General features: G+C 70.6%; 25 protein-coding genes. 12 read left to right on the top strand and 13 right to left on the bottom strand.

The genetic code is table 11. From position 1 onward, the window contains the following. Positions 1-101: 101 nt before the first annotated feature. Positions 102-1,310: a threonine--tRNA ligase gene (gene thrS, locus AB0I42_RS18940; RefSeq protein WP_357538825.1), complete on the top strand. Its 1,209-nt coding sequence runs from the start codon at positions 102-104 to the stop codon at positions 1,308-1,310. A gap of 24 nt (positions 1,311-1,334) precedes the next feature. On the opposite strand, the gene AB0I42_RS18935 is transcribed toward thrS, so the two are convergent. Then, positions 1,335-1,778 carry a DoxX family protein gene (locus tag AB0I42_RS18935; RefSeq protein ID WP_357538824.1) on the bottom strand — a complete coding sequence of 148 codons (444 nt, stop codon included), beginning with the start codon at positions 1,776-1,778 and terminating at the stop codon, positions 1,335-1,337. Positions 1,779-1,868: 90 nt separating this feature from the next. Between AB0I42_RS18935 and AB0I42_RS18930 the strand changes: the two genes are divergently transcribed. Then, positions 1,869-2,441 carry a TetR/AcrR family transcriptional regulator gene (locus AB0I42_RS18930; protein WP_357538823.1) on the top strand — a complete coding sequence of 191 codons (573 nt, stop codon included), beginning with the start codon at positions 1,869-1,871 and terminating at the stop codon, positions 2,439-2,441. Between the two features lie 61 nt (positions 2,442-2,502). On the opposite strand, the gene AB0I42_RS18925 is transcribed toward AB0I42_RS18930, so the two are convergent. The 7 genes from AB0I42_RS18925 to AB0I42_RS18895 all read right to left on the bottom strand — a co-directional run bounded on the left by AB0I42_RS18925 (position 2,503) and on the right by AB0I42_RS18895 (position 10,605). Then, positions 2,503-3,942, bottom strand: coding sequence for a GuaB1 family IMP dehydrogenase-related protein (locus tag AB0I42_RS18925; protein WP_357538822.1), 1,440 nt, complete (start codon positions 3,940-3,942; stop codon positions 2,503-2,505). A 153-nt stretch (positions 3,943-4,095) separates the two neighbouring features. Then, positions 4,096-5,868: a biotin carboxylase N-terminal domain-containing protein gene (locus tag AB0I42_RS18920; protein ID WP_357538821.1), complete on the bottom strand. Its 1,773-nt coding sequence runs from the start codon at positions 5,866-5,868 to the stop codon at positions 4,096-4,098. A gap of 156 nt (positions 5,869-6,024) precedes the next feature. Then, positions 6,025-6,678 (bottom strand): O-methyltransferase, encoded by a 654-nt coding sequence (locus AB0I42_RS18915; RefSeq protein WP_357538820.1) that lies wholly within the window; start codon positions 6,676-6,678, stop codon positions 6,025-6,027. 35 nt (positions 6,679-6,713) lie between these two features. Then, positions 6,714-7,331, bottom strand: coding sequence for a nucleoside triphosphate pyrophosphatase (locus AB0I42_RS18910; RefSeq protein ID WP_357538930.1), 618 nt, complete (start codon positions 7,329-7,331; stop codon positions 6,714-6,716). A 95-nt stretch (positions 7,332-7,426) separates the two neighbouring features. Beyond that, a complete protein-coding gene (mycP, locus tag AB0I42_RS18905; RefSeq protein ID WP_357538819.1) occupies positions 7,427-8,554 on the bottom strand; it encodes a type VII secretion-associated serine protease mycosin in 1,128 nt (375 codons plus the stop codon). Positions 8,555-9,860: 1,306 nt separating this feature from the next. Beyond that, on the bottom strand, positions 9,861-10,283 hold the full coding sequence (locus AB0I42_RS18900; protein WP_357538818.1) for a hypothetical protein: 423 nt from the start codon (positions 10,281-10,283) through the stop codon (positions 9,861-9,863). A 100-nt stretch (positions 10,284-10,383) separates the two neighbouring features. Further along, on the bottom strand, positions 10,384-10,605 hold the full coding sequence (locus AB0I42_RS18895; RefSeq protein ID WP_357538817.1) for an acyl-CoA carboxylase subunit epsilon: 222 nt from the start codon (positions 10,603-10,605) through the stop codon (positions 10,384-10,386). A 103-nt stretch (positions 10,606-10,708) separates the two neighbouring features. Here AB0I42_RS18895 and AB0I42_RS18890 point away from each other — a divergent pair, with 103 nt between their 5' ends. The 4 genes from AB0I42_RS18890 (at position 10,709) to AB0I42_RS18875 (ending at position 15,332) form a co-directional block, all read left to right on the top strand. Further along, positions 10,709-13,057: a protein kinase gene (locus tag AB0I42_RS18890; RefSeq protein ID WP_357538816.1), complete on the top strand. Its 2,349-nt coding sequence runs from the start codon at positions 10,709-10,711 to the stop codon at positions 13,055-13,057. A 38-nt stretch (positions 13,058-13,095) separates the two neighbouring features. Further along, the gene (locus AB0I42_RS18885; RefSeq protein WP_357538815.1) at positions 13,096-13,836 is read left to right on the top strand and encodes a M50 family metallopeptidase; all 741 of its coding nucleotides are present in this window, start codon (positions 13,096-13,098) and stop codon (positions 13,834-13,836) included. Positions 13,837-13,927: 91 nt separating this feature from the next. Further along, the gene (locus AB0I42_RS18880) at positions 13,928-14,428 is read left to right on the top strand and encodes a SigE family RNA polymerase sigma factor (RefSeq protein ID WP_357538814.1); all 501 of its coding nucleotides are present in this window, start codon (positions 13,928-13,930) and stop codon (positions 14,426-14,428) included. Continuing rightward, the gene (locus AB0I42_RS18875) at positions 14,421-15,332 is read left to right on the top strand and encodes a hypothetical protein (RefSeq protein WP_357538813.1); all 912 of its coding nucleotides are present in this window, start codon (positions 14,421-14,423) and stop codon (positions 15,330-15,332) included. Before AB0I42_RS18880 ends, AB0I42_RS18875 begins: the two co-directional genes overlap by 8 nt. A 36-nt stretch (positions 15,333-15,368) precedes the next feature. Here the strand turns inward: AB0I42_RS18875 and AB0I42_RS18870 are convergent, their stop codons facing one another. Further along, a complete protein-coding gene (locus tag AB0I42_RS18870) occupies positions 15,369-16,934 on the bottom strand; it encodes an acyl-CoA carboxylase subunit beta (RefSeq protein ID WP_357538929.1) in 1,566 nt (521 codons plus the stop codon). 136 nt (positions 16,935-17,070) lie between these two features. On the opposite strand from AB0I42_RS18870, the gene AB0I42_RS18865 reads away from it, so the two are divergent. The 3 genes from AB0I42_RS18865 (at position 17,071) to AB0I42_RS18855 (ending at position 18,879) form a co-directional block, all read left to right on the top strand. Continuing rightward, the gene (locus tag AB0I42_RS18865; RefSeq protein WP_357538812.1) at positions 17,071-17,322 is read left to right on the top strand and encodes a hypothetical protein; all 252 of its coding nucleotides are present in this window, start codon (positions 17,071-17,073) and stop codon (positions 17,320-17,322) included. Between the two features lie 9 nt (positions 17,323-17,331). After that, positions 17,332-18,207, top strand: a complete 876-nt coding sequence (locus AB0I42_RS18860; RefSeq protein ID WP_357538811.1) for a biotin--[acetyl-CoA-carboxylase] ligase — start codon at positions 17,332-17,334, stop codon at positions 18,205-18,207. 99 nt (positions 18,208-18,306) lie between these two features. After that, a complete protein-coding gene (locus AB0I42_RS18855) occupies positions 18,307-18,879 on the top strand; it encodes a PH domain-containing protein (protein ID WP_357538810.1) in 573 nt (190 codons plus the stop codon). Positions 18,880-18,896: 17 nt separating this feature from the next. Here the strand turns inward: AB0I42_RS18855 and AB0I42_RS18850 are convergent, their stop codons facing one another. The 4 genes from AB0I42_RS18850 to AB0I42_RS18835 all read right to left on the bottom strand — a co-directional run bounded on the left by AB0I42_RS18850 (position 18,897) and on the right by AB0I42_RS18835 (position 21,746). Beyond that, positions 18,897-19,388 carry a MaoC/PaaZ C-terminal domain-containing protein gene (locus AB0I42_RS18850; protein WP_357538809.1) on the bottom strand — a complete coding sequence of 164 codons (492 nt, stop codon included), beginning with the start codon at positions 19,386-19,388 and terminating at the stop codon, positions 18,897-18,899. A gap of 11 nt (positions 19,389-19,399) precedes the next feature. After that, the gene (locus AB0I42_RS18845; protein ID WP_357538808.1) at positions 19,400-20,209 is read right to left on the bottom strand and encodes a GtrA family protein; all 810 of its coding nucleotides are present in this window, start codon (positions 20,207-20,209) and stop codon (positions 19,400-19,402) included. A gap of 66 nt (positions 20,210-20,275) precedes the next feature. Beyond that, entirely contained in the window at positions 20,276-20,812 is a 537-nt protein-coding gene (locus tag AB0I42_RS18840) for a GtrA family protein (RefSeq protein WP_357538807.1), read from the bottom strand. A 52-nt stretch (positions 20,813-20,864) separates the two neighbouring features. Continuing rightward, positions 20,865-21,746 carry a sigma-70 family RNA polymerase sigma factor gene (locus AB0I42_RS18835; RefSeq protein ID WP_357538806.1) on the bottom strand — a complete coding sequence of 294 codons (882 nt, stop codon included), beginning with the start codon at positions 21,744-21,746 and terminating at the stop codon, positions 20,865-20,867. 434 nt (positions 21,747-22,180) lie between these two features. Between AB0I42_RS18835 and AB0I42_RS18830 the strand changes: the two genes are divergently transcribed. The 3 genes from AB0I42_RS18830 to AB0I42_RS18820 all read left to right on the top strand — a co-directional run bounded on the left by AB0I42_RS18830 (position 22,181) and on the right by AB0I42_RS18820 (position 25,825). Beyond that, the gene (locus tag AB0I42_RS18830) at positions 22,181-24,028 is read left to right on the top strand and encodes a phosphoenolpyruvate carboxykinase (GTP) (protein WP_357538805.1); all 1,848 of its coding nucleotides are present in this window, start codon (positions 22,181-22,183) and stop codon (positions 24,026-24,028) included. An 85-nt stretch (positions 24,029-24,113) separates the two neighbouring features. Continuing rightward, on the top strand, positions 24,114-25,001 hold the full coding sequence (locus tag AB0I42_RS18825; protein WP_357538804.1) for a hypothetical protein: 888 nt from the start codon (positions 24,114-24,116) through the stop codon (positions 24,999-25,001). A 53-nt stretch (positions 25,002-25,054) separates the two neighbouring features. Then, positions 25,055-25,825, top strand: a complete 771-nt coding sequence (locus AB0I42_RS18820; RefSeq protein ID WP_357538803.1) for an isoprenyl transferase — start codon at positions 25,055-25,057, stop codon at positions 25,823-25,825. The last annotated feature ends 591 nt before the right edge of the window (positions 25,826-26,416 follow it).

The following is a 26,416-nucleotide window of genomic DNA, read 5'->3' as shown; positions in this document are numbered from 1 at the left end:
GCTGACGTAACCAGTCGACGACGAAGCCCCGGGGCGACCGCCCCGGGGCTTCGTCGTGCTCCGCGAGTGGGTCGCCCCCGTACCCGATCGAGGAGACCGACATGGTCGACCACCGCAAGCTCGGCCGCGAGCTGGGCATCTTCCACTCCGACCCGCTCTCCGGAGCCGGCCTGCCGATCTGGCTGCCGGACGGCGCGGCCGCCCGGCACGCGGTCGAGGAGTACATCCGCGAACTGGAGCGCCGGGCCGGCTACCAGCACGTCTACTCACCCCCGCTCGGCCGGCGGGACCTCTTCGAGCTCTCCGGCCATCTCGGGCATTTCATCGACGACATGTTCCCGCCGCTGCGGATGGGCGACGACGAACTGATCCTGCGGCCGGCCCTCTGCCCACACCACTGCCTGGTGTACGCCGCCCGCGGCCGTTCCTACCGCGACCTGCCGCTGCGGATCGCCGAAATCGGCGGGATGTACCGTTCCGAACGGTCCGGCGTGCTCGGCGGCCTGACCCGGGTACGCGCCATCTCCCTCAACGACTCGCACAACTTCTGTGCCCTGGAGCAGGTCGGTGCCGAGGTGGCCGACGTGCTACGACTCACCTCCGAGGCGCACGCCGCGCTCGGCGTACGGCCGGCGGGTTACCGCCTGTCGTTGCGCGGGCCGGGCGTCAGCTACGTCGGGGACGACGAGTCGTGGCGGCGGGGCGAGCAGTTGCTGCGCGAGGCGCTGTCGGGGCTGCCGTACGAGGAGGCGCCCGGCGACGCGGCGTTCTACGGACCGAAGATCGACATCCAGGTACGGGACGCCGCCGGGCGCGAGTCGACCCTGTCCACCGTGCAGATCGACTTTGACAAACCGGAGCGCTTCGACCTGTCGTACGCCGATCGTGACGGTGGCCGGCGGCGGCCGGTGCTGGTGCACCGCAGCCTGGTCGGCAGCATGGAGCGGCTGTTCGCCTACCTGATCGAGGTGCACGCGGGCGCGTTTCCGTTCTGGTTCGCCCCGGTGCAGGTCGAGGTGCTGCCGATCGTTGCCGACCAGTTGCCCGCCGCCGAGGCGTTCGCCCGGTCGGCGGTCGAGGCCGGCCTGCGGGTACGGGTCCAGTCCGACGGGTCGCTCGGCGCCCGGATCAGGGACAGCGCGAAGCGGAAGGTTCCGTACGCGGCGGTGATCGGTGCCCGGGAGGCGGCGGACGGGTTGGTGGCGCTGCGTTCGCGGGACGGCCGGGCGCTGGATCCGCTGCCGGTGGCCGTGGTGCTGCGCAGGCTCACCGAAGCGGTCGCCTCCCGCTCACCGGCGCTGCTCTCCTGAGCGTGACGCGCCGGGCGTGCCAGATCATGGCAGCGCGGCGGCCACGGCCAGCGCGACGAAGAAGATCTGCTCGATGGTGCGGGGCACCAGTGGGGTGGCCGGCCGGCCGTCGAACGGGACCCCGCGCCGGGCCGCCGAGACGTTCGCCGGAAACATCGCGACCATCAGCAGCGCGAGGGCGACGGCGGCCCAGGGGGCGGTGGCCGGGATCAGCAGGCCCACGGCTCCGGCGAGTTCGAGCACACCGGTCACCGTGACCAGCAGTTCGGGGCGGGGCAGGCCGGGCGGGACCATCGCGACCAGGTCGGCCCGGAGCTTGGGTACGAAGTGCGCGCCGGCGGTGACGACGAACATCACGGCCAGCCCGACCCGTAGCGCGGGTTGCCAGGCGTCGAGGGCCCCGATCCCGAGCAGCCCGGTCAGGCGGGCGACGGCGAAGCCGGCGACAAGGGCGATCAAGGGAGCCACGGGTTCTCCTTGTCCAGGTGAACGGGAACTTGTCGACGTCAAGATTTGCTCACGAGAGCCAACTTGTCAACGACAAGATATGGTGGGGGTGTGAGCAAGAAGGATGGGGCGTACCACCATGGCGACCTGCGTCGTGCGCTGCTCGCCGCGGCGGTCGAGGCGATCGGTGAATCGGGCCCGTCGGCGGTCAGCCTGCGTGACCTCGCCCGGCGTGCCGGCGTGTCGCATGCCGCCCCGGCCCACCACTTCGGTGACAAGGCCGGCCTGCTCACCGTGCTGGCCGCGGAGGGCTTCGACCGGCTCGCCGACACCCTGCGACCGGTCATCGCGCAGACCGGAAGCCTGCTGGAGACCGGCGTGGCGTACATCCGGTTCGCCGTCGACCACCGGGCACATTTCGAGGTGATGTTCCGGCCGGAGCTCTACGAGCACGACAATCCGGCCGTGGTCGCCGCCCGGCAGCGCGCCACCGACACGCTCGCCGCGGCGGTCGCCACCCGGGGCGAAGCCGGCGCCGACGCCCGGATGGACGGGCTCGCCGCGTGGTCGATCGTCCACGGCTTCGCGACCCTGTGGCTGGGTGGTGCGCTGCCCGCGGACCTGGGCTCGGACCCGGAGGAGGCCGGGCGGCCGGTCCTCCGCCGCCTCGTCGACCGGCCCTGACCTCGCCCGGCGCGGCTCGACGACTCCCCGGATCCGGTCCCGACCGCCGCCCGGGACCAGATCACCAACTTGTCGGCAGTGGCATCCCCTCGGTGTAACCGGCCGCGCTCTGCGTACCCACCACGGCCCGGGTGTGGAACTCGGCCAGGTTTGCCGCGCCCGCGTAGGTGCACGCGCTGCGCACCCCGGCCACGATCTCGTCGATCAGGTCCTCGACCCCGGGGCGGGCCGGGTCGAGGAACATCCGCGCCGACGAGATGCCCTCCTCGAAGACCGCCTTACGGGCCCGGTCGAAGTGGCTGTCCTCCGCGGTGCGCGCACTCACCGCCCGGGCCGACGCCATTCCGAAGCTCTCCTTGTAACGCTGCCCGTCGGCGTCGGTGTAGATGTCGCCGGGGGACTCGTAGGTCCCGGCGAACCAGGAACCGATCATCACGTTCGAGGCGCCGGCGGCCAGGGCCAGTGCCACGTCCCGGGGATGGCGCACGCCTCCGTCGGCCCACACGTGCCGCCCGAGCCGGCGGGCCTCGGCGGCGCAGTCGAGCACCGCCGAGAACTGCGGTCGGCCGACCCCGGTCATCATCCGGGTCGTGCACATCGCACCCGGCCCCACGCCGACCTTGAGGATGTCCGCGCCCGCCTCGATCAGGTCGCGCACGCCCTCGGCGGTCACCACGTTGCCCGCCGCCACCGGCACCGGCGGGTCGAGGGCCCGGACCGCCCGCAAGGCCGCGATCATCCGCTCCTGGTGGCCGTGGGCGGTGTCGACGACGAGCGTGTCGACACCCGCCGAGATCAGGGCGGCGGCCTTGCCGGCGACGTCACCGTTGATGCCGATGGCCGCGGCGACCCGCAGCCGGCCGTGGGCGTCGAGTGCCGGCCGGTAGAGAGTGGCGCGCAGCGCACCCTTCTGGGTGAGCACACCGACGAGCCGGCCGTCGGCGTCGACGACCGGTGCGAGCCGCCGGCGGACCTGGGCCAGCAGGTCGAAGCCGGCACGCGGGTCGGCGTCGACCGGCACGGTGTGCAACTCGGTGGACATGACGTCGCGGAGTTGGGTGAACCGGTCGACGCCCGCGCAGTCGGCCTCGGTGACGACGCCGACCGGACGGCTGTCGTCGTCGAGCACGACCACCGCACCGTGCGCCCGCTTGGGCAGCAGGTGCACCGCGTCCCCGACCGTGTCGGTCGGGGAGAGGCTCAGCGCGGTGTCGTGCACCAGGTGACGTTCCTTGATCCAGGCGATCACGTCGGCGACCACGTCGATCGGGATGTCCTGGGGTAGCACCGTGATCGCGCCGCGCCGGGCGACCGTCTCGGCCATCCGCCGCCCGGCGACGGCGGTCATGTTCGCCACCACCAACGGGATGGTGGTGCCGGTGCCGTCGCTGGTGGACAGGTCGACGTCGAGCCGCGAGCTGACGTCGGACCGGGCCGGGGCCATGAAGACATCGCTGTAGGTCAGTTCGTGCGCGGGTGCCGCGCCGGATAGAAACCGCACAAGAACATCATGACCCGCGCCGGCCGACCGTGCCGCCGGTGTCACCGGTAGCGTCGTACGAAGATCAGTGGATCTGGCCGGAGCACCCCGCCCCACCAGGCGTTATCCGCCGGTGGCCGGCGACAACCCCGGGCTCGGGGATCAAGGCCGTCGTCAGGCGGACTCGGCGGCGGTGATGGTGCAGATCGCCGCGCCGGCGGTGACGACCGCGCCGACCTCGGCGGACAGGCCGCTGACCACCCCGGCCCTGTGCGCGTTGAGCGGCTGCTCCATCTTCATCGCCTCCAGCACCACGACCAGGTCGCCCTCCGCCACCGTGTCGCCGTCCGCCACCGCGATCTTCACGATCGTGCCCTGCATCGGAGAGGCCAGTGCATCGCCTCCCGCGGCACCCGACGCGCCCGCCCCACCGGCCTTCCGCTTCGGGCGGCGGGCCACGCCAGCCGGTGCGGCGGTGGTCGTGCCGGCACCGAGGCCGGCGGGGAGACGGACCTCGAGCCGCTTGCCACCCACCTCGACCACCACGGTCTCCCGCTCGGCGGCCGGTTCGGCGGCGGTCGTCGCGCCGGTGAACGGCGGCACCGTGTTGTCGAACTCGGTCTCGATCCACCTGGTGTGCACCGCGAACGGCTCGGCGGTGAACGCCGGATCACGCACGACCAGCCGGTGGAACGGCAGGGCCGTCGCCATACCTTCGACCACCATCTCGTCGAGCGCCCGGCGGGCCCGTTCGAGCGCTTCGGTGCGGGTCTCCCCGGTGATGACGACCTTCGCCAGCAGCGAGTCGAAGTTGCCGCCGATCACGTCACCGGCGCTGATACCGGTGTCGACCCGTACGCCCGGGCCGCTGGGCAGGCGCAGCGCGGTGACCGAACCGGGCGCCGGCAGGAAGCCACGACCCGGGTCCTCGCCGTTGATCCGGAACTCGATCGAATGGCCGCGCGGCACCGGGTCACCGGTCAGCCGCAGCTTCTCCCCGTCGGCGATCCGGAACTGCTCGCGTACGAGGTCGATGCCGGCCGTCTCCTCGGTGACCGGGTGTTCCACCTGGAGCCGGGTGTTGACCTCCAGGAACGAGATCGTGCCGTCGGCGCCGACCAGGTATTCGACGGTGCCGGCACCGTGGTAGCCGGCCTCGCGGCAGATCGCCTTGGCGCTGTCGTGGATCTGGGCCCGCTGGCCGTCGGTGAGGAACGGCGCCGGCGCCTCCTCGACCAGCTTCTGGTGACGGCGCTGCAACGAACAGTCCCGGGTGCCGACCACCACCACGTTGCCGTGCTGGTCGGCGAGCACCTGCGCCTCGACGTGCCGGGGGCGGTCCAGGTAGCGCTCGACGAAGCACTCGCCCCGCCCGAACGCGGCGACCGCCTCGCGGGTGGCCGACTCGAACAGGGCCGGGATCTCCTCCAGCGTGCGGGCGACCTTGAGTCCCCGGCCGCCCCCACCGAAAGCCGCCTTGATCGCGACCGGCAGGCCGTGCTCGACGGCGAAGGCGATGACCTCGTCGGGCCCCTTGACCGGATCGGGGGTGCCCGGCACCAGCGGGGCACCCGCCCGCTGCGCGATGTGCCGCGCGGTGACCTTGTCGCCGAGGTCGCGGATCGCCTGCGGGGTGGGACCGATCCAGATCAGCCCGGCCTCGATGACGGCCTGGGCGAAGTCGGCGTTCTCGGCGAGGAAGCCGTAGCCGGGGTGGACCGCGTCGGCACCGGCCTGCGCGGCGACCGCGACCAGCTTGTCGATCCGCAGGTAGGTGTCGGCCGCGCTGTCGCCATCCAACGCGTAAGCCTCGTCGGCGAGCGTGACGTGCAGAGCGTCCCGGTCGGAGTCGGCGTAGACGGCGACACTGCCGAGGCCGGCGTCGCGGCAGGCCCGCACGACCCGTACGGCAATTTCGCCGCGGTTGGCGATCAGAACCTTGCGCACCGTGTGCTCCCTCCGGCGGGCGATGACGGGCAGTTTATCGGCATCGCTGAACCGCTCGACCAGCGTTGAGCGTGTGGGATGTTGCACTCGGTGGGCGTATCCGCCGGCCGGGGTGGGGGCATCACCGACCCACCCCGGCCTCGTCGTACGGGTCGGTCAGCGCTTGCGGGCCAGCGTCAAACCGTCGGCGACCGGCACCATCACCAGGTCGACCCGGTCGTCGCGGAGCACCTCCTCGTTGAAGGTGGCGATCGCCCGGTCCGGCTCGGCCGCCGGGTCGAGCACCCGGCCGCCGCGCAGGACGTTGTCGACCACGATCAGACCTCCGGTACGGACGCGCGGCACTGTTTCGGCCCAGTAGACCGGATAGCCCGGCTTGTCGGCGTCGATGAAGACGAAGTCCAGGTACGGCTCGTCCGGCAGCATCCGCAGCGACTCCGCCGCCGGCCCGATCCGCAGGTCGATACGGTCCTCGACGCCGGCCCGCGCCCAGTAGCGGCGCGCGACCGAGGTGAACTCGGCCGAGATGTCCAGGCACGTCAGGTGCCCGTCCGGCGCCAGCCCGCGCGCGATGGCCAGCGACGACATCCCGGTGAACGTGCCCACCTCGAGCGCCTGCCGGGCACCGGTCAACCGGGCCAGGAAGGTCAGGAAGCCGGCCTGCTCGGGCGCCACCTGCATGCCCGCCTTCTCCGGCAGGAGCGCCAACGTCTCCTCGATCAGGTCCCGTGCCACGGGGTCCGGGGACGAACCGTGCGCGATGACGTACTGGTGTAGTTCATCGGTCAGTACCAGAGGCTTCGTGGTCATCCCCAGACGCTAACCGCGCGGAAGCCCCTGCGGGGTCACCGCCACAGGTCGAAGATCCGTACCCCCAGTTGGGCCAGCAGCCGGCGCAGCAGCGGCAGCGACAGGCCGATCACCGTGCCCGGATCACCCTCGATCCGCTCCACGAACGGCCCACCGATCCCGTCCAGGGTGAACGCGCCGGCGACGTGCAGCGGCTCCCCGGTCGCCACGTACGCGGCGATCTCGTCGTCGTCGACCTCCGCGAAGTGGACGGCTGTCGCGGCGACCGCCTCCGCGTGCCCACCCCGGTCGAGGTCGATCAGGCAGTGGCCGGTGTGCAACACCCCGGACCGCCCACGCATGCGTGCCCAACGCTTGGTGGCATCGTCGGCGTCGGCCGGCTTGCCGAAGATCTCACCGTCGAACGCCAGCACCGAGTCACAGCCCAACACCAGGGCGCCGGACCCGACCCGGCCATCGCGGCGCAACCGCTCGGCGACGGCTTCCGCCTTCATACGGCTGAGTGTGAGACTCAACGTATCCGGGTTGGTCGAGTCGACAGTGGACTCGTCCACGCCACTGACCAGCACCTCCGGTTCGATGCCGGCCGCCTGCAGGGTCCTGAGCCGGGCCGGGCTCGCCGAGGCGAGGACCAGCCGGGGCGCGTCTGTCATTGCCACGGCGAGAACGCTACCGTCCCGGTCGATGCCCATCGGTGGTGCGGCCGGTACGTCTCGTCGCAATGGGCCTGCCAGCGACCGGCGCGGGCTCAGCCGGCACCGCGGCGGCGACGCCGGCTGACGAACAGCGCGACAGCGGCCAGCCCTGCGGCGGCGACCGCGCCGAGAAAGTGGAACCCCGGTCGCCAGCCCTCGGACGGCCCGTGGTCCGGTCCGTCACCGGCGGCCGACGACCGGCTCGGGCTGGGACTCGGGCTGGCGCTCGGGTCGGGGCTCGCGCCGAGCGGCGGTACGTCCGCGGTCAGCGCCGCCACGAGATCGAGAACGCCGTACCCGTACTGCTCGTCCCGGCCGGGCGGTCCCTTGTCGACGGCCGTGGCGGTCAGCCGGTGTACGACCTCTTCCGCCGACAGGTCCGGGAATTTGCTCCGTACGAGCGCAGCCGCCCCCGAAACAATTGCCGCAGCCCCAGACGTCCCCGTCCCCTTCCGGTAGCCGCCGTTGAGCCCGGTGCTGACGATGTCAACGCCTGGGGCGACAATCTCGACCTTGCTTCCGGTGACTGATGTGGGGGAATGATTGCCGTTACGATCCACGGCGCCAACCGCAACAACGCCATCAAGGATTGCTGGAAACGCAAGTTGGGTGTCTCGTGGGTTATTTCCAGCAGCCGCGATAATCAATACGTCTCGTTCGATAGCGCGTTTTACTGACGCTCGTAGCCGAGGTGAAGGGGCTCCCGAGGAGGAGATGTTGATAATTGATGCTCCGCTGTCGATGGCCCATTCTATTCCTGCTGCTAGGTCGTCACTACTTCCGATGGTCGTCGAAGAGGCGTTCCTGATGGGCAGTATTTTTGCACTGGGGGCGATGCCGAGGGCTCCATTGTTTCCGGTTTTGCCGTGCGCAGCGACCAGTCCGGCCATTGCTGTACCGTGGGAGTCTGCATCTTGCTGGCCGTCTCCATTTCCGCCCGGCATCACATCAGTGCCCTCGAGTAGATTGTTGCGTAGATCTGGATGTGCCTGTGTTCCTGTGTCGATGACCGCAACTGTTATGTTCTGACCAGATGTAAGTCTGTGAGCCGCTGAAGTGTTGAGGAAGTCTAGGTGCCACTGATCATTGCGAATTTCATCGGCATAGGTCGGCGTTGGACTGATTAGGGCGACTGTGGTAAGCGTCGCTACTGCCAGCGGAATTGCTAAGCGACGTCTCACCTGTGATGGCCAATCATTGGCCCGGGATCTATGTGATCGGAGTCGTGCGGCGGCACGAGTATCGGGGGGACTCCCCGATCGATTGTCCAGGGGAAGTTTGGATCCCAGTGTCGCTCCTGTTCGTTGTCCCGGTAGTCAGCGGGTTGTAGTGACGATGGTGGCGGTTGGTGACGCGGCAGGCGGTGCGTAGGTGCCGAGTGGTGGCTTCCAATGATGCCGCCGACTGGGTTGATGCGTCGGGGCGGTTGGGCGGCACTTATCGGCTGCCCTGGGTTGCCGATCGGCATGCCTCCGATTATTTGACCGGGTGGCATTGCGCGAGGAATTGCTGAGGGAGTGCCGGGAGTGGGGCCGGCTGATGGGTTATAGCTGATCGAAGTCGGTCGTGTCGGTGGGCTATTTGGCCCTTGCCTCGGGCCTAGCGTTACTGCACTGTCGATAGGTGAAACAATCGTACCGGTAGTTGAGGTGCTCGTGCTTGGCAATGTGGGCGCAGGTAGGGGCGGTGACGGAGAAAGGGTGCCTGCGCCGCCCAAGCTAGGGCCGCCGGAAACCCCGGGTGATGGCGTTGATGGGAATACTTGCCCGATTGGGGCTTCGGCAGTCCATCTTGGTGAGAGTGGTGTTGACGTCGGAATTGGTGCGATTAGTGGTATTGGTGGGCCGCTGCCGGCCGAGTTGCCCCCATAGTCTAGAGCGCTGCCATCTGGGTCTGCTGGAGCTTGCGAAGGTGTATACGGCGGTGGTTGTTTGATTTGGATGCTGGCTTCGACGAGGGTGTTGCTGAGGCTGGACATGAGTGCGCGGGCGCGTGCGTTCAGCTCTTCCAGTTCACGTCTGGTGGCGGGTAGGTTCTCGAAATCCAGGTTGGGCGGCGTGGGCGCGTTCCGATCCTTGAACCGCCGCTCGTGCGACAGTTTCGCCTGGTATCCGGCCTCGTATTCGTCGTGGATTTTCTTGAGTTCCGCCCGCGATGTTGCGATGGCGGCCGTCACGACGCTGAGCGTGCTGAAGTTGGCGACCGCGACGTCGTGGACCTGCTGGACGTGCTGGATCAGGTAGTCGAGGCGGGCGCAGTAGGCGGCCGAGGCCGGGCTCTGTTCGGGTGGCCAGGCGGTGGCCAGGCCTTCCCGGTAGGTCTTCAGTCTGAGCAGGTGGGTCGACGTCAGTTCGTAGGCCCTGGACCAGCCGGCGACCAGTCGCCAGTGGTTGTCGGTCTGCTGGTTTTCCATGAAGGCCCACATGGTTGGCACGTCGAAGAGGTGCCATCCGGTGCGCTCGCCGCGTTCGTTGACTTCGAGGCGCATCAGTGGGCCTGGTCGGTGGTCGCGGCGTCCGGTGCGGCGGCGGCGGTCCGGTCGAGGGCCTGGTTGACGTCGGTGACCGTGGCGGCGCTGAACGCGTCGGTGTCGGCGTATCTCCGGCTGATCTCGGCTGCCGAGGTGGCGAGGCCGCCGGTCACGTTGTGGTAGTGGTAGACGAGATCGGACGTGCTCTGCTGGGACAACTGGTGCACGGTCAGGAACGACACCAGTTCGGCGAAGAGTGCGGCGGGCTGCGGTATCTCGGTCGCCATGTGTTCGTAGACGGCTGACATGTGGGGCGCGTAGTTGTCGCGTACTTCGGCTGCCAGGTTGGCCGCGAACTCCTCCATGGCGCCGATGTCGGCCTCGATGTCGCCGTAGCTGTGCAGCCACCGTGGACCCAGGTGGTCTTCGGCCAGCCCCACGGACCCTCCCCAGCGTCACGATGAGGTATCCGAGGGTAGCTAACTGTCGGGTTGGTTGGCAGCCCGGAACCAGGGCCCGGGCGGGCTGCTGAGCGGTGAATCAGCGCGGGAGGGCGGATGCCCGCCAGCCGTCGGCACCCGGCCGGACGAGCGCGCCTCCGGCGCCGGGGCGGGCGGCCCGGACCCAGGGGGAGAGCCGCGGTGCGGGCGTCGGCGCGGCGGCCGGTCGGGACCGGGCGAAGAGGACTCCGACGAGAGCGGCGAGTTCCTCGGCCGTGGGGGTGCCTCGTACCACGCTGAACTGCGGATCTGCCTCCGACATGCCAGGAGCGTACGCCGCCGCGCCGGCACCGGCACTGACGTACGCCTCACACCCGCGCGTGGCGCAGGTGTGACCCTCAACTCGTCCGGGTACCGTGCACGGGATGTCCGCCGTGCCGTCCCAACTTATCGCCGACCGTTACCGGCTAGTCGAGCCGCTCGGTCAGGGCGGCATGGGCAGGGTGTGGCGGGCCCGCGACGAGGTGCTGCACCGCGACGTGGCGATCAAGGAACTGGTGCCGCCGCCTGGCCTGACCGAGGACGAGCGCCGCGAGATGCGGGAGCGTTCGCTGCGCGAGGCGCGGGCCATCGCCCGCCTCAACCACATCAACGTCGTACGGGTCTTCGACGTCCTGCGCACCGACGCCGACCCGTGGATCGTCATGGAGTACGTCCCGTCGCGGTCGTTGCAGGACGTCCTCGCCAGCGACGGCCCGGTGACCCCGGCGCGTGCCGTCGAGATCGGCATCGGGGTTCTCGGCGCACTGCGGTCGGCCCACCGCTCCGGGGTCGTGCACCGCGACGTCAAGCCGGGCAACGTCCTGCTCGGCGAGGACGGCCGGGTCGTGCTCACCGACTTCGGGCTGGCCACCGTTCCCGGCGACCCCAACGTGACCCGGACCGGGCTGGTGCTCGGTTCGCCGGCCTACATCGCGCCGGAACGCGCCCGCGACGGCAACAACGGGCCGGAGGCCGACCTCTGGTCGCTGGGCGCGACCCTCTACGCGGCGATCGAGGGTGCGTCGCCGTACGCGCGGCCGTCGGCGATCGCGACACTCGCCGCCCTGGCCACCGAGCCGCCCCCGGTCTCCAAGAAGGCGGGCCCGCTCAAGCCGGTGCTCGCCGGCCTGCTGCGCAAGGATCCCGAGACACGGATCAACGCGGCCGAGGCCGAACGGCTGCTCCGTCGCGCCGCCGGCCGACGCCCGAAGATCGGTCTGTCGCTGTTGGAGGGGGCCCGGCGGCCGAGCCCGCTCGGGCCGCGCGAGCCCCGCCCGACCGTCGTTCCGGGGCAACGTACGCCGAGGACCGGCACGCCGGTGTCGCCGGCCCCCGTGTCGCCCGCCCCCGTGTCACCGGCGCCGGTTTCGCCGGCCCCGGTATCGCCGGCAGCCGGCGACGACCCGGCTGTGTCCGTACCGACCGTGCCGGCCGACGAGACGGCCGTGGTGGAACAGTCCCAGGCCGCCGACCGTACGGCGGTGGTGGGCCAGTCGCAGGCCGCGGACCGCACGGCGGTGGTGAAGCCGGCCCAGCCGGAGTCGCCGACCGCGGCGGACCGGACGGTCGTGGTCCGGCAGACCGGAAACCTGACGGTGGGCAAGCCGGCCGACCGCGACGCCCGGTCGGAGCCGTCCAGTGCCGCGGCGGTCGCCGCGGGCACCGCCGCCGGGCAGGATGCCGCCGACACCGCGCCGGCCGATACGTCCGAGCAGGCCGGGACAGCCAAGACCGGCCCGGCCGACGGGACCACGGCCGCCGAAGGCAAGGCGGGCACCGCAGACAAGACCGCCGCCGAAGACAAGGCGGCCATCGAAGACGAGGCGGGCGCCGAAGACAAGGCGGCCGCGCCCGAGCGCTCCACGCCGACGACGGCGAAGTCCACCCCCGAGCCGGCCGCGAAGCCGGCCAGGTCGACCCCGGTTGCCCTACCGGCACAGCGGACCGGAACGGACCCCGGTCGTACGGCCGTGGTCAGCGGTGAGCCGACGACGGTGATCGGGGCCGCCGAGGCACCCGGACGATCCAGTCCCGACCGGAAGCAGCGGATCTGGCTGGGCGCCGCGCTCGCCGTCATCCTGGTGCTGCTGGTCGCTATCCTGGTGCCCTATCTCGGTAACGATGACGACGAGCGGTCCGTCGCCCCGCCGACGGACGTGCCCACCAGCGCCCCGGCCGAAACCGGTGCCGCCGAGACGCCGTCCGCGACGCCCGAGCCCGCTCCGACCAGCGTCGCGCCTCCCAGCCCCACCCCGAGTCCGGAGCCGACCGGACTTGGCGACCCGGTGGTGCCGGAGGGCTGGCGGTTGCACCGGGACCCGACCGGCTTCTCCGTGCCGGTGCCCGAGGGCTGGCAGGTCCGGCGGGAAGCGACCCGGGTCAGGTTCGAGGAGCCCCGGTTCGGCCGGCTGCTGATGATCGACCAGACCGACCAGCCGCAACCCGACCCGGTCGCGGACTGGAGGTCGAAGGAGGGGCACCGGCGGTCGACGACGCGCAACTACCAGCGGGTGGGCGAGATCCGGGCGGTCGACTACTGGGACAAGGCCGCCGACTGGGAGTGGACCTACACCAGCAACCGGGGCAACAAGCTGCATGTCCGCAACCGTGGCTTCATCACCGCCCCGGACAAGGCGTACGCGATCTACTGGTCGACGACCGAGGACCGGTGGAACGACGACCTGGCGATGTTCGACGTGATCGCCGCCGGGTTCCGCCCGGTCCGTAGCTGATCTCGACGTACGCGACCGGACGGGTAGGCTCGCGGACTGTGTCGATCGACGGGCTGACAGACCTCTGGAACCGCCTGTTCGGTGCGCAGCCGGACCCGCCGCCGCTGCTCGTGTTGGTGACGGCCCTGCTCGCGCTCCTGGTGGTGGTGACCCGGCTGCCGTGGCGGATCGGCCGCAACGCGATCACCATCGCCCACGAGGGCGGGCACGCCCTGGCGGCCCTGCTCACCGGGCGCAAGCTGCACGGCATCCGGCTGCATTCCGACACCTCCGGACTGACCCTGTCGGCCGGCCGCCCGACCGGCCCCGGCATGGTGTTCACCCTGCTCGCCGGCTACATCGCCCCGTCCCTGATCGGGCTCGCCGGCGCCTGGCTGCTCGGCGGCAACCGGATCACCCTGCTGCTGTGGATCGCGGTCGCGCTGCTGCTGGCGATGCTCGTGATGATCCGCAACGTCTTCGGCATCGTGTCCATCGTGGTCACCACCGGGGTGGTGCTCGGCGTCTCCTACTTCGCGCCGCCGGACGTGCAGGCCGCGTTCGCGTACACCGGGGTCTGGTTCCTGCTCCTCGGCGGGGTACGGCCGGTCGGTGAGCTGCAGCGGCTGCGCCGGCGCGGCGGGATGCCGGAGTCCGACGCCGACCAGCTCGCCTGGCTGACCCGGATTCCGGGGCTGGTCTGGGTCGGCGTCTTCGGCGCGGTCAACCTGCTGGCCCTGCTCATCGGTGCCGCGATGCTGGCCGCTCCCGCGCTGGACGGGCTCGACCTGCCGCTCTGAGCGCGGTCCGGCCAGCCGGCGGGAAATTCTCAAGATCTGCAACCTCCGGCCGGGTGCCAGGCGTATTGCCTGCGACACCAGGGAGGTGCAGGTGCCCGATACCGAGGGCTTCGACGAGTTCTACCGGTGCAGCCGGCAACGGGTGCTCGGGTACGTCTACCTGTTGACCGGCGACCGGTCCGAGGCGCAGGACGCGGTGCAGGAGGCGTACGTCCGGGCCTGGCAGCGCTGGTCAACCGTCCGCGACCACCACGACCCGGAGTCCTGGGTACGGGTGGTGGCCGCGCGGGTCGCGGTCAGCCGCTGGCGCAGCCTGCGTAGCCGGGCCCGCGCCTACCTGCGGCACGGTCCGGCGGACGAGGCGGCGCCGCCGAGCACGGACACGGTCGCGGTCGTGGCGGCCCTGCGCCGGCTGCCCGAGGAGCAGCGCACCGCGATCGCACTGCATTACCTGGTCGGGCTGCCGGTCGCCGAGGTGGCCCGGGAGACCCGGGCGCCGGTCGGCACGGTCAAGGCGCGGCTGTCGCGCGGCCGGGCGGCACTGGCCGATCTGCTCGCCATCATCGACTCGAAGGAGGCCATCGATGCGTGATCCACAGGCGCCGTCCGTTGCCGACGGCGATCCCGTTCCCGGACCGGCGGTGCTGCGGCAGGTCGCACTCGACCTCGAAGGGGTCTCCTGGCCGGCGCCGGAGGAGATCCGTGCCCGGTCGCGTCGGCGGACCCGGGTACGCGCCACCGTCGGCGCCGTGCCGGTGGTCCTGGTACTCGCCATGGTCTTCGGGTACCTGGCGCCACTGGGCGGTCCCGACGGGAGCCCGCCCGACGTGCCAGCGGCCCTGCCGGCCGGGCCGGGCGGCGAGCGGGTGGAGATCCCGGACAGTGCGGTGTTGCAACCGGAAGACGTCGGACCCGGACTGTACGCCCGTCACCCGGTCGGGCTGGACCTCGACGGCTCACGCATCGACCTGGACAAGCTCCCTTACAAGGGTCCGTCCCCCCTCCCTCGTTGTTACTGGGGGCCGCCCTGGCCCCACAGTACGTGGGCTCGACCGTACAACGCGACCAAGATCCTGTTCGACCCAGAGGCAGGCATATCGAGCCCCGTGGTGGCGTCGCAGTGGGTGTTCCGACAGCCGGTGGAGGACGCCAGCAGCGCTTTCGACGAACTTCGTCAGAAGGTCTCCGAGTGTGCGAGTTACAAAACGTCCATAGTGCCGAGGAAGAGCGATGCGCCGTTCCGCCTGCTCGAGGGGATCGACACCTGGAAGGTGCTGGACGACGGCTTTGTCGGCGACGAGTCGCTGCTGGTGGAGCACCGGACCGTCGTCGAGGAGGACGAGATCGAGCCGGTGCGGGTCCATATGTACGTGGCGCTACGCTTCGGCGACCTGTACGCGGTCATGGTGCTTGTGTCCGACGACCGGCAGCGGACCGACGCGATCGTGGCCCGGGCCGTGGAACGGCTGTGCACGGTGGCCAACTCCGGATGCTGATCGACGCCGGGCGGTGGTCGCCGCCCGGCGGTCCGGTCACAGCGGGATGTTGCCGTGCTTCTTGGGCGGCAACGTCTCCCGCTTGGTCCGCAGCACCCGCAGGGCGCGCACGATCTGCCGGCGGGTCTCGGACGGCGCGATGACCGAGTCGACGTAGCCGCGTTCGGCCGCCACGTACGGGTTGGCCAGGGTCTCCTCGTATTGGGCGATCTTCTCGGCCCGTACGGCGGTCGGGTCGTCGGCGGCGGCCAGTTCGGCGCGGTAGAGGATGTTGACCGCTCCCTGGGCGCCCATCACCGCGATCTGCGCGGTCGGCCAGGCGAAGTTGAGGTCGGCGCCGAGGTGCTTGGACCCCATGACGTCGTACGCCCCGCCGTAAGCCTTGCGGGTGATCACGGTGACCTTGGGGACGGTGGCCTCGGCGTACGCGTAGATGAGCTTGGCGCCGCGCCGGATGATGCCGTCCCACTCCTGGCCGGTGCCGGGCAGGAACCCGGGTACGTCGACGAAGGTCAGCACCGGGATGTTGAACGCGTCGCAGGTGCGGACGAACCGGGCGGCCTTCTCCGAGGCGGCGATGTCGAGGGTGCCGGCGAAGTGCATCGGCTGGTTGGCGACGACGCCGACCGGACGCCCCTCGACCCGGCCGAAGCCGATCACGATGTTCTGCGCGTAGAGCGGCTGCACCTCCAGGAACTCGCCGTCGTCGAGGACGTGCTCGATGACCCGGTGCATGTCGTACGGCTGGTTGGCCGAGTCGGGGATGAGCGTGTCGAGTTCCCGGTCGGTGTCGGAGACCGCGAGGTCCGCCTCGACCGGGAACGTCGGCGGCTCGTCGAAGTTGTTGGCCGGCAGGTAGGACAGCAGTGCCCTGACGTATTCGATCGCGTCGTCCTCGTCGGTGGCGAGGTAGTGGGCGTTGCCGCTCTTGGTGTTGTGGGTGCGGGCGCCGCCGAGGTCTTCCATCGCCACGTCCTCGCCGGTGACCGTCTTGATCACGTCGGGGCCGGTGATGAACATGTGCGAGGTCTGGTCGACCATGACGGTGAAGTCGGTGACGGCGGGGGAGTAGACGGCGCCGCCCGCGCACGGGCCCATGACCAGCGAGATCTGCGGGATGACGCCGGAGGCGCGCACGTTGCGGAAGAAGATCTCGCCGTAGAGGCCGAGGCTGACCACGCCCTCCTGGATGCGGGCGCCGCCGGAGTCGTTGATGCCGACGATCGGGCACCCGGTCTTCATCGCCAGGTCCATGACCTTGACGATCTTCTCGCCGAAGACCTCGCCGAGCGATCCGCCGAAGACGGTGAAGTCCTGGGCGAAGACGCACACCTGACGGCCGTCGACGGTGCCGTAGCCGGTGATCACGCCGTCGCCGTACGGGCGGGTCTTGTCCAGTCCGAAGTTGGTGGAGCGGTGCCGGGCGAGTTCGTCGAGTTCGACGAACGAGCCCTCGTCGAGCAGCATCGCGATCCGTTCCCGGGCCGTCTTCTTGCCCCGGGCGTGCTGCTTCTCCACGGCCCGCGCGGACCCGGCGTGGACCGCCTCGTCGACCCGGCGTTCCAGGTCGGCCAGCTTGCCGGCGGTGCTGTGGACGTTGATCTCGGTGGCGCTCGGCTGTCCGGTCACGTTTGGGATCGTAACGATGGTTCAGGTGTTTGCCGCCGGGCCGTCGTGTGCATTTCACTACAATCCCGCCGGGCGTTTCGTGGTGATTGATCCGCTCGTTAGGCAGAACGTGCTGGTTCTGGGCGTCGCCCTGCTGGCCGGTGGCCTGTGGGTGCTGGTCACGCTGCGTCGCGGCCGGTGGCCGTTCGGCGCCGACCCCGCACCGGTCCGGCACCCGACGGTGAACGGCCACGATCATCCCGGTGTTGTGGACGCGGGACCGGTCCGGGCGGCCGTCCGGCCGCCGGAGTCCGCCATCTACGTGCCACCGCCGCGTGGCACCGTCTACGGCAGCGGCACACCGCCGTACGACTGGCCGTAGGCTGGCCTGATGCCGGGCTCGCCGTACACCGATCTGGACCGTCCGCCGCTCGACCCGCGGGCACTGCACCGGGCGCTGGTCGTACCGGGCGGGTTCTGGACCCGGATCGACGTACGCCGGGAGACCGGCTCGACGAACGCCGACGCGGTCGCGGCGGCCGGCGAGGGCACCCCGGAGGGCTTGGTGGTGGTCGCCGAGCGGCAGACCGCCGGGCGGGGCCGGCTCGGCCGGCAGTGGTCCTCACCGCCGCGGGCGGGCATCGCGGCCAGCGTCCTACTGCGACCCGGCGTCGCCGTACCGGACCGGGACTGGCCGCCGGCCCCGGTCACCGGATACGGCTGGCTGCCGCTGCTGGCCGGTGTCGCGCTGGCCGAGAGCGTGCTTCTGCTGGCCGAGCTGCCCGCCGAACTGAAGTGGCCCAACGACCTGCTCGTCGGCGGGGCCAAGTGTGCAGGCATCCTCGCCGAGTCGGTGCCGTCGGCCGGTAACGGCGAACCGCCCGCGATCGTGGTCGGCATCGGGCTCAACGTCACGCTGCGCGCCGACGAGTTGCCCACCAACCCCGGCGGCCTGCCGGCGACGTCGCTGCGGCTGGCCGGCGCCGCGGCCACCGACCGCGACCCGTTGCTGCGGGCCCTGCTGCGCGGCCTCGCCGACTGGTACGGCCGCTGGCGAGCCGCGGCCGGCGACGCGGACGAGTGCGGGCTGCGCGACGCCTACCTGCGGCACTGCGCCACGGTCGGCCGCGAGGTACGGGTGTCGCTGCCGGGCGGCGAGACCCGCACCGGCACCGCGACCTCGGTGGACGGTGCCGGCCGGCTGGTCGTGGACACGGTGGACGGTCCGACGGCGGTCGCCGCCGGTGACGTGCTGCATCTACGTTGACCGTCGGACCGCCGCAGGACGCGACGGTCAGGTGACCCCATCCGGTGCGGCGAACCGCTACCGTCAGCGCGGATCGATCCGGTACGCGAGGAGGATGGCGTGGCGTTCCCCGATGACGTGCTCACCGAAGACGAGCATGTCGTACTGCACCTGCACCCACACTGGAAGGCGTTGATCCGGCCGGTCGTGGTGCTGCTTCTGGCCGTCGCCGCGGTGGTCGCGTCGATCGTGCTGCTGCCGGCGGGCACCGCCGGCACGATCGGCATGTGGGTGGTGGTCGCGGCGGCCGTGGTGGCGGTCGTGCCGTTCGCCATCTGGCCGTGGCTGGTCCGACGCACCACGCACTACGTGTTGACCAACGAGCGGGTACTTCTCCAGCACGGGGTGCTCTCCCGCGACCGGCGGGACATTCCGCTCAACCGGGTCAACGACCACTCGATGTCCCAGCGGTTCGTCGAGCGGCTGCTCGGCTGCGGCACGCTGACGATCGAGTCGGCCGGTGAGCGCGGCCAGTCGGTGCTGGTCGACATCCCGCACGTGGAGCGGGTGCAGACCACGCTGTACGAGTTGATCGAGGCCAACCACGACAAGCACACCCTCGGCGACGGCGAGATGCGGGAGATCCTCAAAGAGGCGCGGGAGACCCGGCCGGCCGGGGAGACGGTGCAGTAGGGGACGGTCCGGCCCGCTCAGGCCGGACCGGCACGCATCACGAACCAGCCCCGGAACCGGGTACGCAGCACCTCCCGCTCGGGGCGGCCGTACGCGTCGACCCTTGTCATGGTCGCGCCGAGGGTGACGGTGCCGAGGCCGGGGCGGGCCGTCGACGGCTTGCTGCCCAGCACGTCGAGCCGTACGGCCAGCCGGTCACCGGCGTGCACGGGAGCCAGCCAACGCAGCTCCTCCAGCCCGGGGGAGGCGTCGGCGGCGGCCCGGGAGAGCAGGTGGTCGACGTAGGCACGCATGAAGAGACTGACCGTGAAGAACCCGCTGGCGATCAGCCGGCCGTGGTGGCTGCCGGCGGCCGTCGCCGCGTCGACGTGGTACCACTGCGGGTCGAACCGGCGGGCGAACGCCACCATCTCGGCCTCGTCGACGGTGGTGACGCCCAGGTCGAAGGTGCGTCCGGGGGTCAGGTCCTCGAAGAACAGCTCGGCTTCGGCACCCGTTCCCGACCGCACCGGCGTCCCGGTCAGCGGGAGGCGGGACGCCGGCTGGCGGCGTCGAGTTCAGCGGCGAGTTCGGCTTCGAACTCGACGTCGATCGGGTTGGCCAGTTCGCGTTCGAGCGGGGTGGTGAGCCTGGTGAAGTCGATGTGCGGCGTCTCGCCGGTACCGGCATCCTTTGCCGGTCGTGCGTCGGCCGGCTGGGTGTCGGCGTCGGCCTTCGCCGGGGCCGGGCGGGCGGGTTCGGTCTCGGCCGGATCGTCGTCGGCTTTCGGGCGGGCCGGCCGCTCGGGCGGGCCGCTGGTCGCGTCGGGCTCGTCGGTGGCGTCGCCGGGCGTCCCGGCGGACGCGGCAGCGGCCGTGGGATCGGCCGGGTCGGGCGCCGAGCTCGCGGCGGCGGCCGGCACCGGCCGGAAGACGAACGTGCGGTAGGACCAGAACCGGAAGAGTGTGGCGAGCACGACACCGATGGTCTTGGCGATGTTGAGCGCGATCAGACCGTGGAAGCCGAGCCCGTACTTCGCCAGTGCCAGCACGCCCAGTTCGATCGCGAGGCCGGTGGCGTTGAAGAGGAAGAAGAGTGCGTATTCGCGGCGCATCGCCGACTTCGGCCGGTCCCGGTAGGTCCAGTGCCGGTTCATGAGGTATGAGGTGATCGTCGCCACGATGGTGGCGATCACAGTGGCCTTGAGCTGCCCGTTCGCGAAGATCGTCAACGCGAGGGCGTTGAAGACCGCGTAGTTGATGACCGTGTTGATGCCGCCTACGACGCCGAACTTGGCGGCCTCGCTGACGAACTTCTGCCATCGATCAGGCAGTAGACGGACAAAGGGCATTGGATCACCTTACGGCAGGAAGTCGTTCGGGCAGCGGCCCGACGAGGGGTGGCGAGGGCTCGGCGCTCAGTCGCTCTTCGCGATCACCTCTGGCGCGTCCACCCTGGCCGGCCCGACGAAGACGAAACGACGGTAGGACCAGAACCGGAACAGCGTGCCCAGCGCGGCGCCCACGAGGTTTGCCGAGATGTTGTCGGCGATCAGGGACTGGAAGATCCGGGGCCAGATGCTGCCCAGGACGTAATGGCTGATACCCAGGCAGGCCAGGCCTATACCTAGCCCGACCGCGTTGAAGAAGAAGTAGAGCAGGTATTCCCGGGCCAGGCCGGAGCGCTCACGGTGGCGCCAGGTCCAGAAGCGGTTACCGATGAAGGCGACGGTGGCGGCGACCGCGGTGGACAGGGTCTTCGCGGCGAGGACCTCCATGCCCTGACCACGCGCCAGGTTGAAGATCACCAGGTCGACGACGAACGCGATGCCGCCCACCGCGCCGAACTTGCCGAGCTCGCGGACCAGGTGACCGAAACGGTCGATGATCCTCCGGACGAGCCCTGGTCTATCGATGGAGTTTGGCGGCTGCTCGCCCGTCGCGGTCACTGGCACGCCGTCGAGCGTACCGGTTGCTCCCCATTCTGACGGGCGCGAGCGACGAGGTTTAACAGAGGCGCCCGTGGCCTCCGGGGTCACTCGACACGGGGTGACCGGTGGGTGACCGAACGCAGCTCTCGCGGGCGGGGCGGGTGCGCGGGCGCCGGCCGGTCGGGGCGCACCCCGGCGTCGGGGCCATCCGCAGGTCGGCGTTCACCTCGTCCAGTTCCGTACGCAGACCGTGGCACGCCCGGCAGCGGCCGAGGTGGGTCTCGACCGTGGTACGGGCGCGCGTGGCGAGCCGTTCGCGGACGTACGCGGCCAGCAGTTGCCGGATCGGGTGGCAGTCCGGATCGACGGCGGTGCTGATGTGCTCCCGCAGGTACATCTCCCGCAGGCGCTCCCGTGCCCGGTAGGCCAGTGCGGCGACCCCGTTGGGGGTGAGGCCGAGTCGGGGCGCCACCTGCGCCGGGGTTTCCCCCTGCACCTCGGTGTGCCAGAGCACCAGCCGCCACCGGTGGGGCAGGCGGGTGAATGCGCGAATGGCGTACGACCGTTCGAGTCGGGCGAGGGTGACGTCCTCGTGTTGCCCACCCACCTCGAACCGGGTCAGGTCGTCGGTGAAGGCGAGGCGGCGGTCGCGGCGGAGCCGGTCGTGCCGGACGTGCCGCAGCGTGGTGTGCAGGTAGGGGCGGAAGACGACCGCCGGGCCGCGCCCCGCGCGGAGCATGGCGAGCACCTTGACGAAGGTCTCGGCGACCAGGTCGTCGGCGTCGGCCTCGTTGCTCACCAGGGTGTAGGCGAGCCGCCTGGCGGCGTGCGAGTGCCGGATCCACAGCGTCGCGTAGGCGCCGGTGTCGCCGTCTCGTACGGCGGCCAGCAGGTCGGCGTCGGTGGCGACGCACGTGGCCACGGCAGCGGCGGGGCCGGGGTCGGCGGGGATCGTCACGGGTCCGCTCCAGCGGTCGAGGGGGAGGGGTGGGGGCGGCACTCTCCCGGGCGGCACTCCGGGAGGGAGCGGGGCACTAGGGGAAAAGCACCCTTATGGGTCATAACCCTAGGACAAATCGGGCGGCAGGGGAAGGTGTGATACATGCCCCGACGTGCAATTGATCACGCACAGCGACGGTCGTCGACGGGTGGCTGTGATGATCTCCGCGTAAAGTTTGCGCGAAACTGCGCAGGTAAGCGCGAAAAGATTCCCAATACGGCAGGTCGGCCGCACCTTGTGCACTTCTTCACAACCGACCCCACTGCCCAGGTCGGCGGATCGGTTTACGCTGAGCGCAACTTCCGTGACTTCATTACGGCGTGGCGGTTAACCGCCCGCCGGATTCGGGCATCCCGCATAACGGTCAGCGTCGACCTGAAGGAGACCAAGTCATGACTGCTCCGGCTACCAGCCGTGGCCTCGCGCAGGCCCCGACCTCGCACTCCAAACTGCTCGCGTGGGTTCACGAAGTCGCCGAGCTGACAACGCCCGACCAGGTCGTCTGGGTCGACGGTTCCGACGAGGAATGGCAGCGGCTCACCGACGAACTCGTCGCCGCCGGCACCCTCGTGCGACTCGATCCCGAGCACAAACCAAATTCTTTCTGGGCGCGCACCGATCCCACCGATGTTGCCCGCGTCGAGGAACGCACCTTCATCTGCTCGGTCGACGAGGCCGACGCCGGACCCACCAACAACTGGATGGCGCCCGGCGAGATGAAGCGGACCATGACCGAGCTCTACCGCGGATGCATGCGGGGCCGGACCATGTACGTCATCCCGTTCGTCATGGGACCCCTCGAAGCCGAATCGCCGATGTTCGGCGTCGAGATCACGGACAGTGCTTACGTCGTCGCGTCCATGCGGATCATGACGAGGATGGGCGCCAAGGTCCTCGAAGGGATGGGCGACGACGCCGACTTCGTGCACGCCCTGCACTCCATCGGCGCGCCGCTGGCCCCCGGCGAGGCCGACGTGCCGTGGCCGTGCAGCCAGACCAAGTACATCTCGCACTTCCCCGAGACCCGCGAGATCTGGTCCTACGGCTCCGGGTACGGCGGCAACTCGCTGCTCGGCAAGAAGTGCTACTCGCTGCGGATCGCCAGCGTCATGGCCCGCGACGAGGGCTGGCTCGCCGAGCACATGCTGATCCTCAAGATGACCTCGCCCGAGGGCAAGGTGCACTACATCGCCGGCGCCTTCCCGTCCGCCTGCGGCAAGACCAACCTGGCGATGCTGGAGCCGACCATCGCCGGCTGGAAGGTCGAGACCGTCGGCGACGACATCGCCTGGATGCGCTTCGGCGACGACGGCCGCCTCTACGCCCTGAACCCCGAGTTCGGGCTCTTCGGCGTCGCACCCGGCACCGGCTGGACCACCAACGCCAACGCCATGCGCACCCTCGACCGCGGCAACTCGGTCTTCACCAACGTCGCCCTGACCGACGACGGCGACGTGTGGTGGGAGGGCATGGGCGAGCCGCCGGCACACGCCACCGACTGGAAGGGCGCCGACTGGACGCCGGACAGCGGCGAACTGTCGTCGCACGGCAACAGCCGGTTCTGCACCCCCATCAACCAGTGCCCGATCCTCGCCGACGAATACCACGACCCCAAGGGCGTGCCGATCGACGCGATCCTCTTCGGCGGCCGGCGCAAGACCACCGTGCCGCTGGTGACCGAGGCCCGCGACTGGGTGCACGGCGTCTACATGGGGGCGACGCTCTCGTCCGAGACGACCGCCGCCGCGGCCGGCCAGGTCGGCGTCGTACGCCGCGACCCGATGGCGATGCTGCCGTTCATCGGCTACAACGCCGGCGACTACTTCCAGCACTGGATCGAGATGGGCAAGGGCGTCGACGGCGACGCCGCCAAGCTGCCGAAGATCTTCTACGTCAACTGGTTCCGCCGCGACGACGACGGCAAGTTCCTCTGGCCGGGCTTCGGCGAGAACTCCCGGGTCCTCAAGTGGATCGTGGAGCGGCTCGAGGGACGGGGCGCCGCCGTCGAGACGCCGATCGGCTACGTACCCACCGCCGACGCCCTCGACGTCGAAGGTCTCGGCCTCACCCGTGCCGAGATCGAGACCGCGCTCAAGGTCGACATCGACGAGTGGCGGGCCGAACTGCCGCAGATCACCGAGTGGTTCGAGAAGTTCGGCGACAAGCTGCCCGCCGTACTCTGGGCCGAACTCGACGCGCTGCGCGCCCGGCTCGACGGACAGTCCGGCCCGACGGCCTGACCGCAACCGGCCGGCCCGCGGACACCGGGCCGGCCCACCCCGCCCGCCGGTGTGCCGCTGGCGCCGGCCGGGCATCATCGCAGGCATGACGACGGCCGCCGCGACTCCGAAGGGGGTCCGGCGGCCGCCGGCCGTCCGGGGCCTGACCGCACTGCTCGCGACCACCGCCGCCGCGACCGTCGCGGTCGAACTGCTCAACTGGTGGTACGCCCCCGAACAGGGCTTCGGGCTCGCCGTACGCAGCGGCTGGGCACTGCTGCGCTCGGTCGGCTTCCTGGTGCTCATCTGGCACGTACGCCGCGGCCGGACGGCGGCCCGCCCGCTCGGACTGATCCTCGCCGTCACCACCGTCTTCGCCGTCGGCCGGCTGATCGTGCCGCGCGCCGGCCTGCCGCCGCTGCCGGGCCTGCTCGGCTTCGCCGCGCTCACCCTGCTCTGCGCCGCCGTCGTGTGGATGCTCTACCGTTCGCCGCAGGTCGACGCCCACCTCGTACGCCACCCCGGCCGGCTCGTCATCGACCGGCAGGGCATCTCCTGGCGGGCGACGCCGCCGCGCAAGCCGCCGGTCGCCGCCTGGCTGCTCACCGCCCGGGTCGCCGCGTTCACCTACAGCCCGCTCATGCTCGTACCCTGCCTGATCGCCGTCGGCACGATCTTCGACGGGAAGCTCGTCGCCGTACCCGCCGTGGTCGGCTGGTTCGTCGCCGGAGTGGTGGTGGGCAACGTCGTACTGCTCGACGCGTTCTTCCTGCTCCGCGGCAAAAGGTGGGCCCGGGGAGTGCTGGTCGCCGTCACCGTCGCCGTCCTCGCCGTCGACCTACCGTTGTGCTGGTGGCTGCTCGGCGTCGACGGACTCGTCCGCGACGGCGCGCCGCTGGTCGCCGCCGCCGCGCTCACCTGCTACGCCCTGTGGCGCGCCGGCCGTGCCGGACCGGCCACCGCCGTACGTCCGCCGGAACAGGCACCGTCCTGACCACCTGAGGTGCCCGGCTGCCTTCCACAGCGATGGTCGCTAGTCTGCAAGAGATGAAACTGCGGGACCTGCTCTACTCGGTTTACGAACGGCGGCTCACGGCGGGGCTCGCCGGTAAGCCGGTACCCCGCCACATCGGTGTCATGTGCGACGGCAACCGGCGCTGGGCCAAGGAAATGGGCTACGTCGACCCCAACGACGGCCACCGCGTCGGCGCAGTCAAGATCAAGCACCTGCTGAACTGGTGCGACCAGGCCGGCGTCGAACACGTCACGCTCTACCTCCTGGCCACCGACAACCTCCGCCGCCCGGCCAGCCAACTCGACCCGCTACTCAAGATCATCGAAGATCTCGTCGTCGAGTTCGCCGAGGAGGGCAACCCCTGGCGGCTGCGGATCGTCGGCGCCCTCGACCTCCTCCCCGCCCAGACCGCCGCCGCACTCAAGGCAGCCCAGGAACGCACCCAGGAACGCACCGGCGGTGCCGAGGTCAACATCGCCGTCGGCTACGGCGGCCGCCGCGAGATCGCCGACGCCGTACGCTCCCTGCTGCACGAACACGCCGCCGCCGGCGGCACCCTCGAAGAACTCGCCGAGATCCTCGACGTCGAGCACATCGCCGAACACCTCTACACCCGCGGCCAACCCGACCCCGACCTGGTCATCCGCACCAGCGGCGAACAGCGCCTGTCCGGCTTCCTGCTCTGGCAGTCGGCCCACTCCGAGTTCTACTTCTGCGACGTCAACTGGCCCGACTTCCGCCGCGTCGACTTCCTCCGCGCACTGCGCTCGTACGCCCACCGCCAACGCCGCTACGGCGGTTAGTTGAGTCTGTGTTGTTGGCCTCGCCTTCGGCTCGGCTGGCTCGCTCCGCTTCGCGCCGCCCAAGTGCACCGTCTTCACCCTGCGGGCATGACGGCTTCGCCGCATGTCCTCGGGCTCCAGACGGTGCGGCGGCGCTCGGTCGACTCGCGACGTGAGTTGCGGTCAGACCTGTCCGTCGCTTGCTTCGCCGAACGTCGCGGGTCCGCAGGGGCCGGGAGGACCCGCTGGCGCTCACCCTGACCGCCGCAGCGCCCGCCCCGAAGCCCTGACCGGAACAAAAGGGACAACCGCCACGGCAACCTCGCACGGGTACTGCCGGGCGTGACGTTGATCTGAGCGGGAGGGACCCTACCCGCGCCGGATAAGGTCCCTCCCGCTCAGATCAACAATGTCCACCGCCCACGATCCCGGCAAAGTGGACAGTGGTCGCCAGCCGCGCGACGGGCGGTGACCACCGAAGACCCGGACGCTCGACGAAGCAATCGACGGACAGGTCTGACCGCAACTCACGTCGCGAGTCGACCGAGCGCCGCCGCACCGTCTGGAGCCCGAGGACCGCGCCGCGAAGCGGTCGCGGCCCGCAGGGCGAAG

The sequence above is a fragment of the Polymorphospora sp. NPDC050346 genome (assembly GCF_040655695.1).
Taxonomy (GTDB): Bacteria; Actinomycetota; Actinomycetes; order Mycobacteriales; family Micromonosporaceae; genus Polymorphospora; species Polymorphospora lycopeni.
The sequence above is the reverse complement of the archived record's forward strand: the minus strand, read 5'-3'. Positions and strand labels throughout refer to the sequence as shown.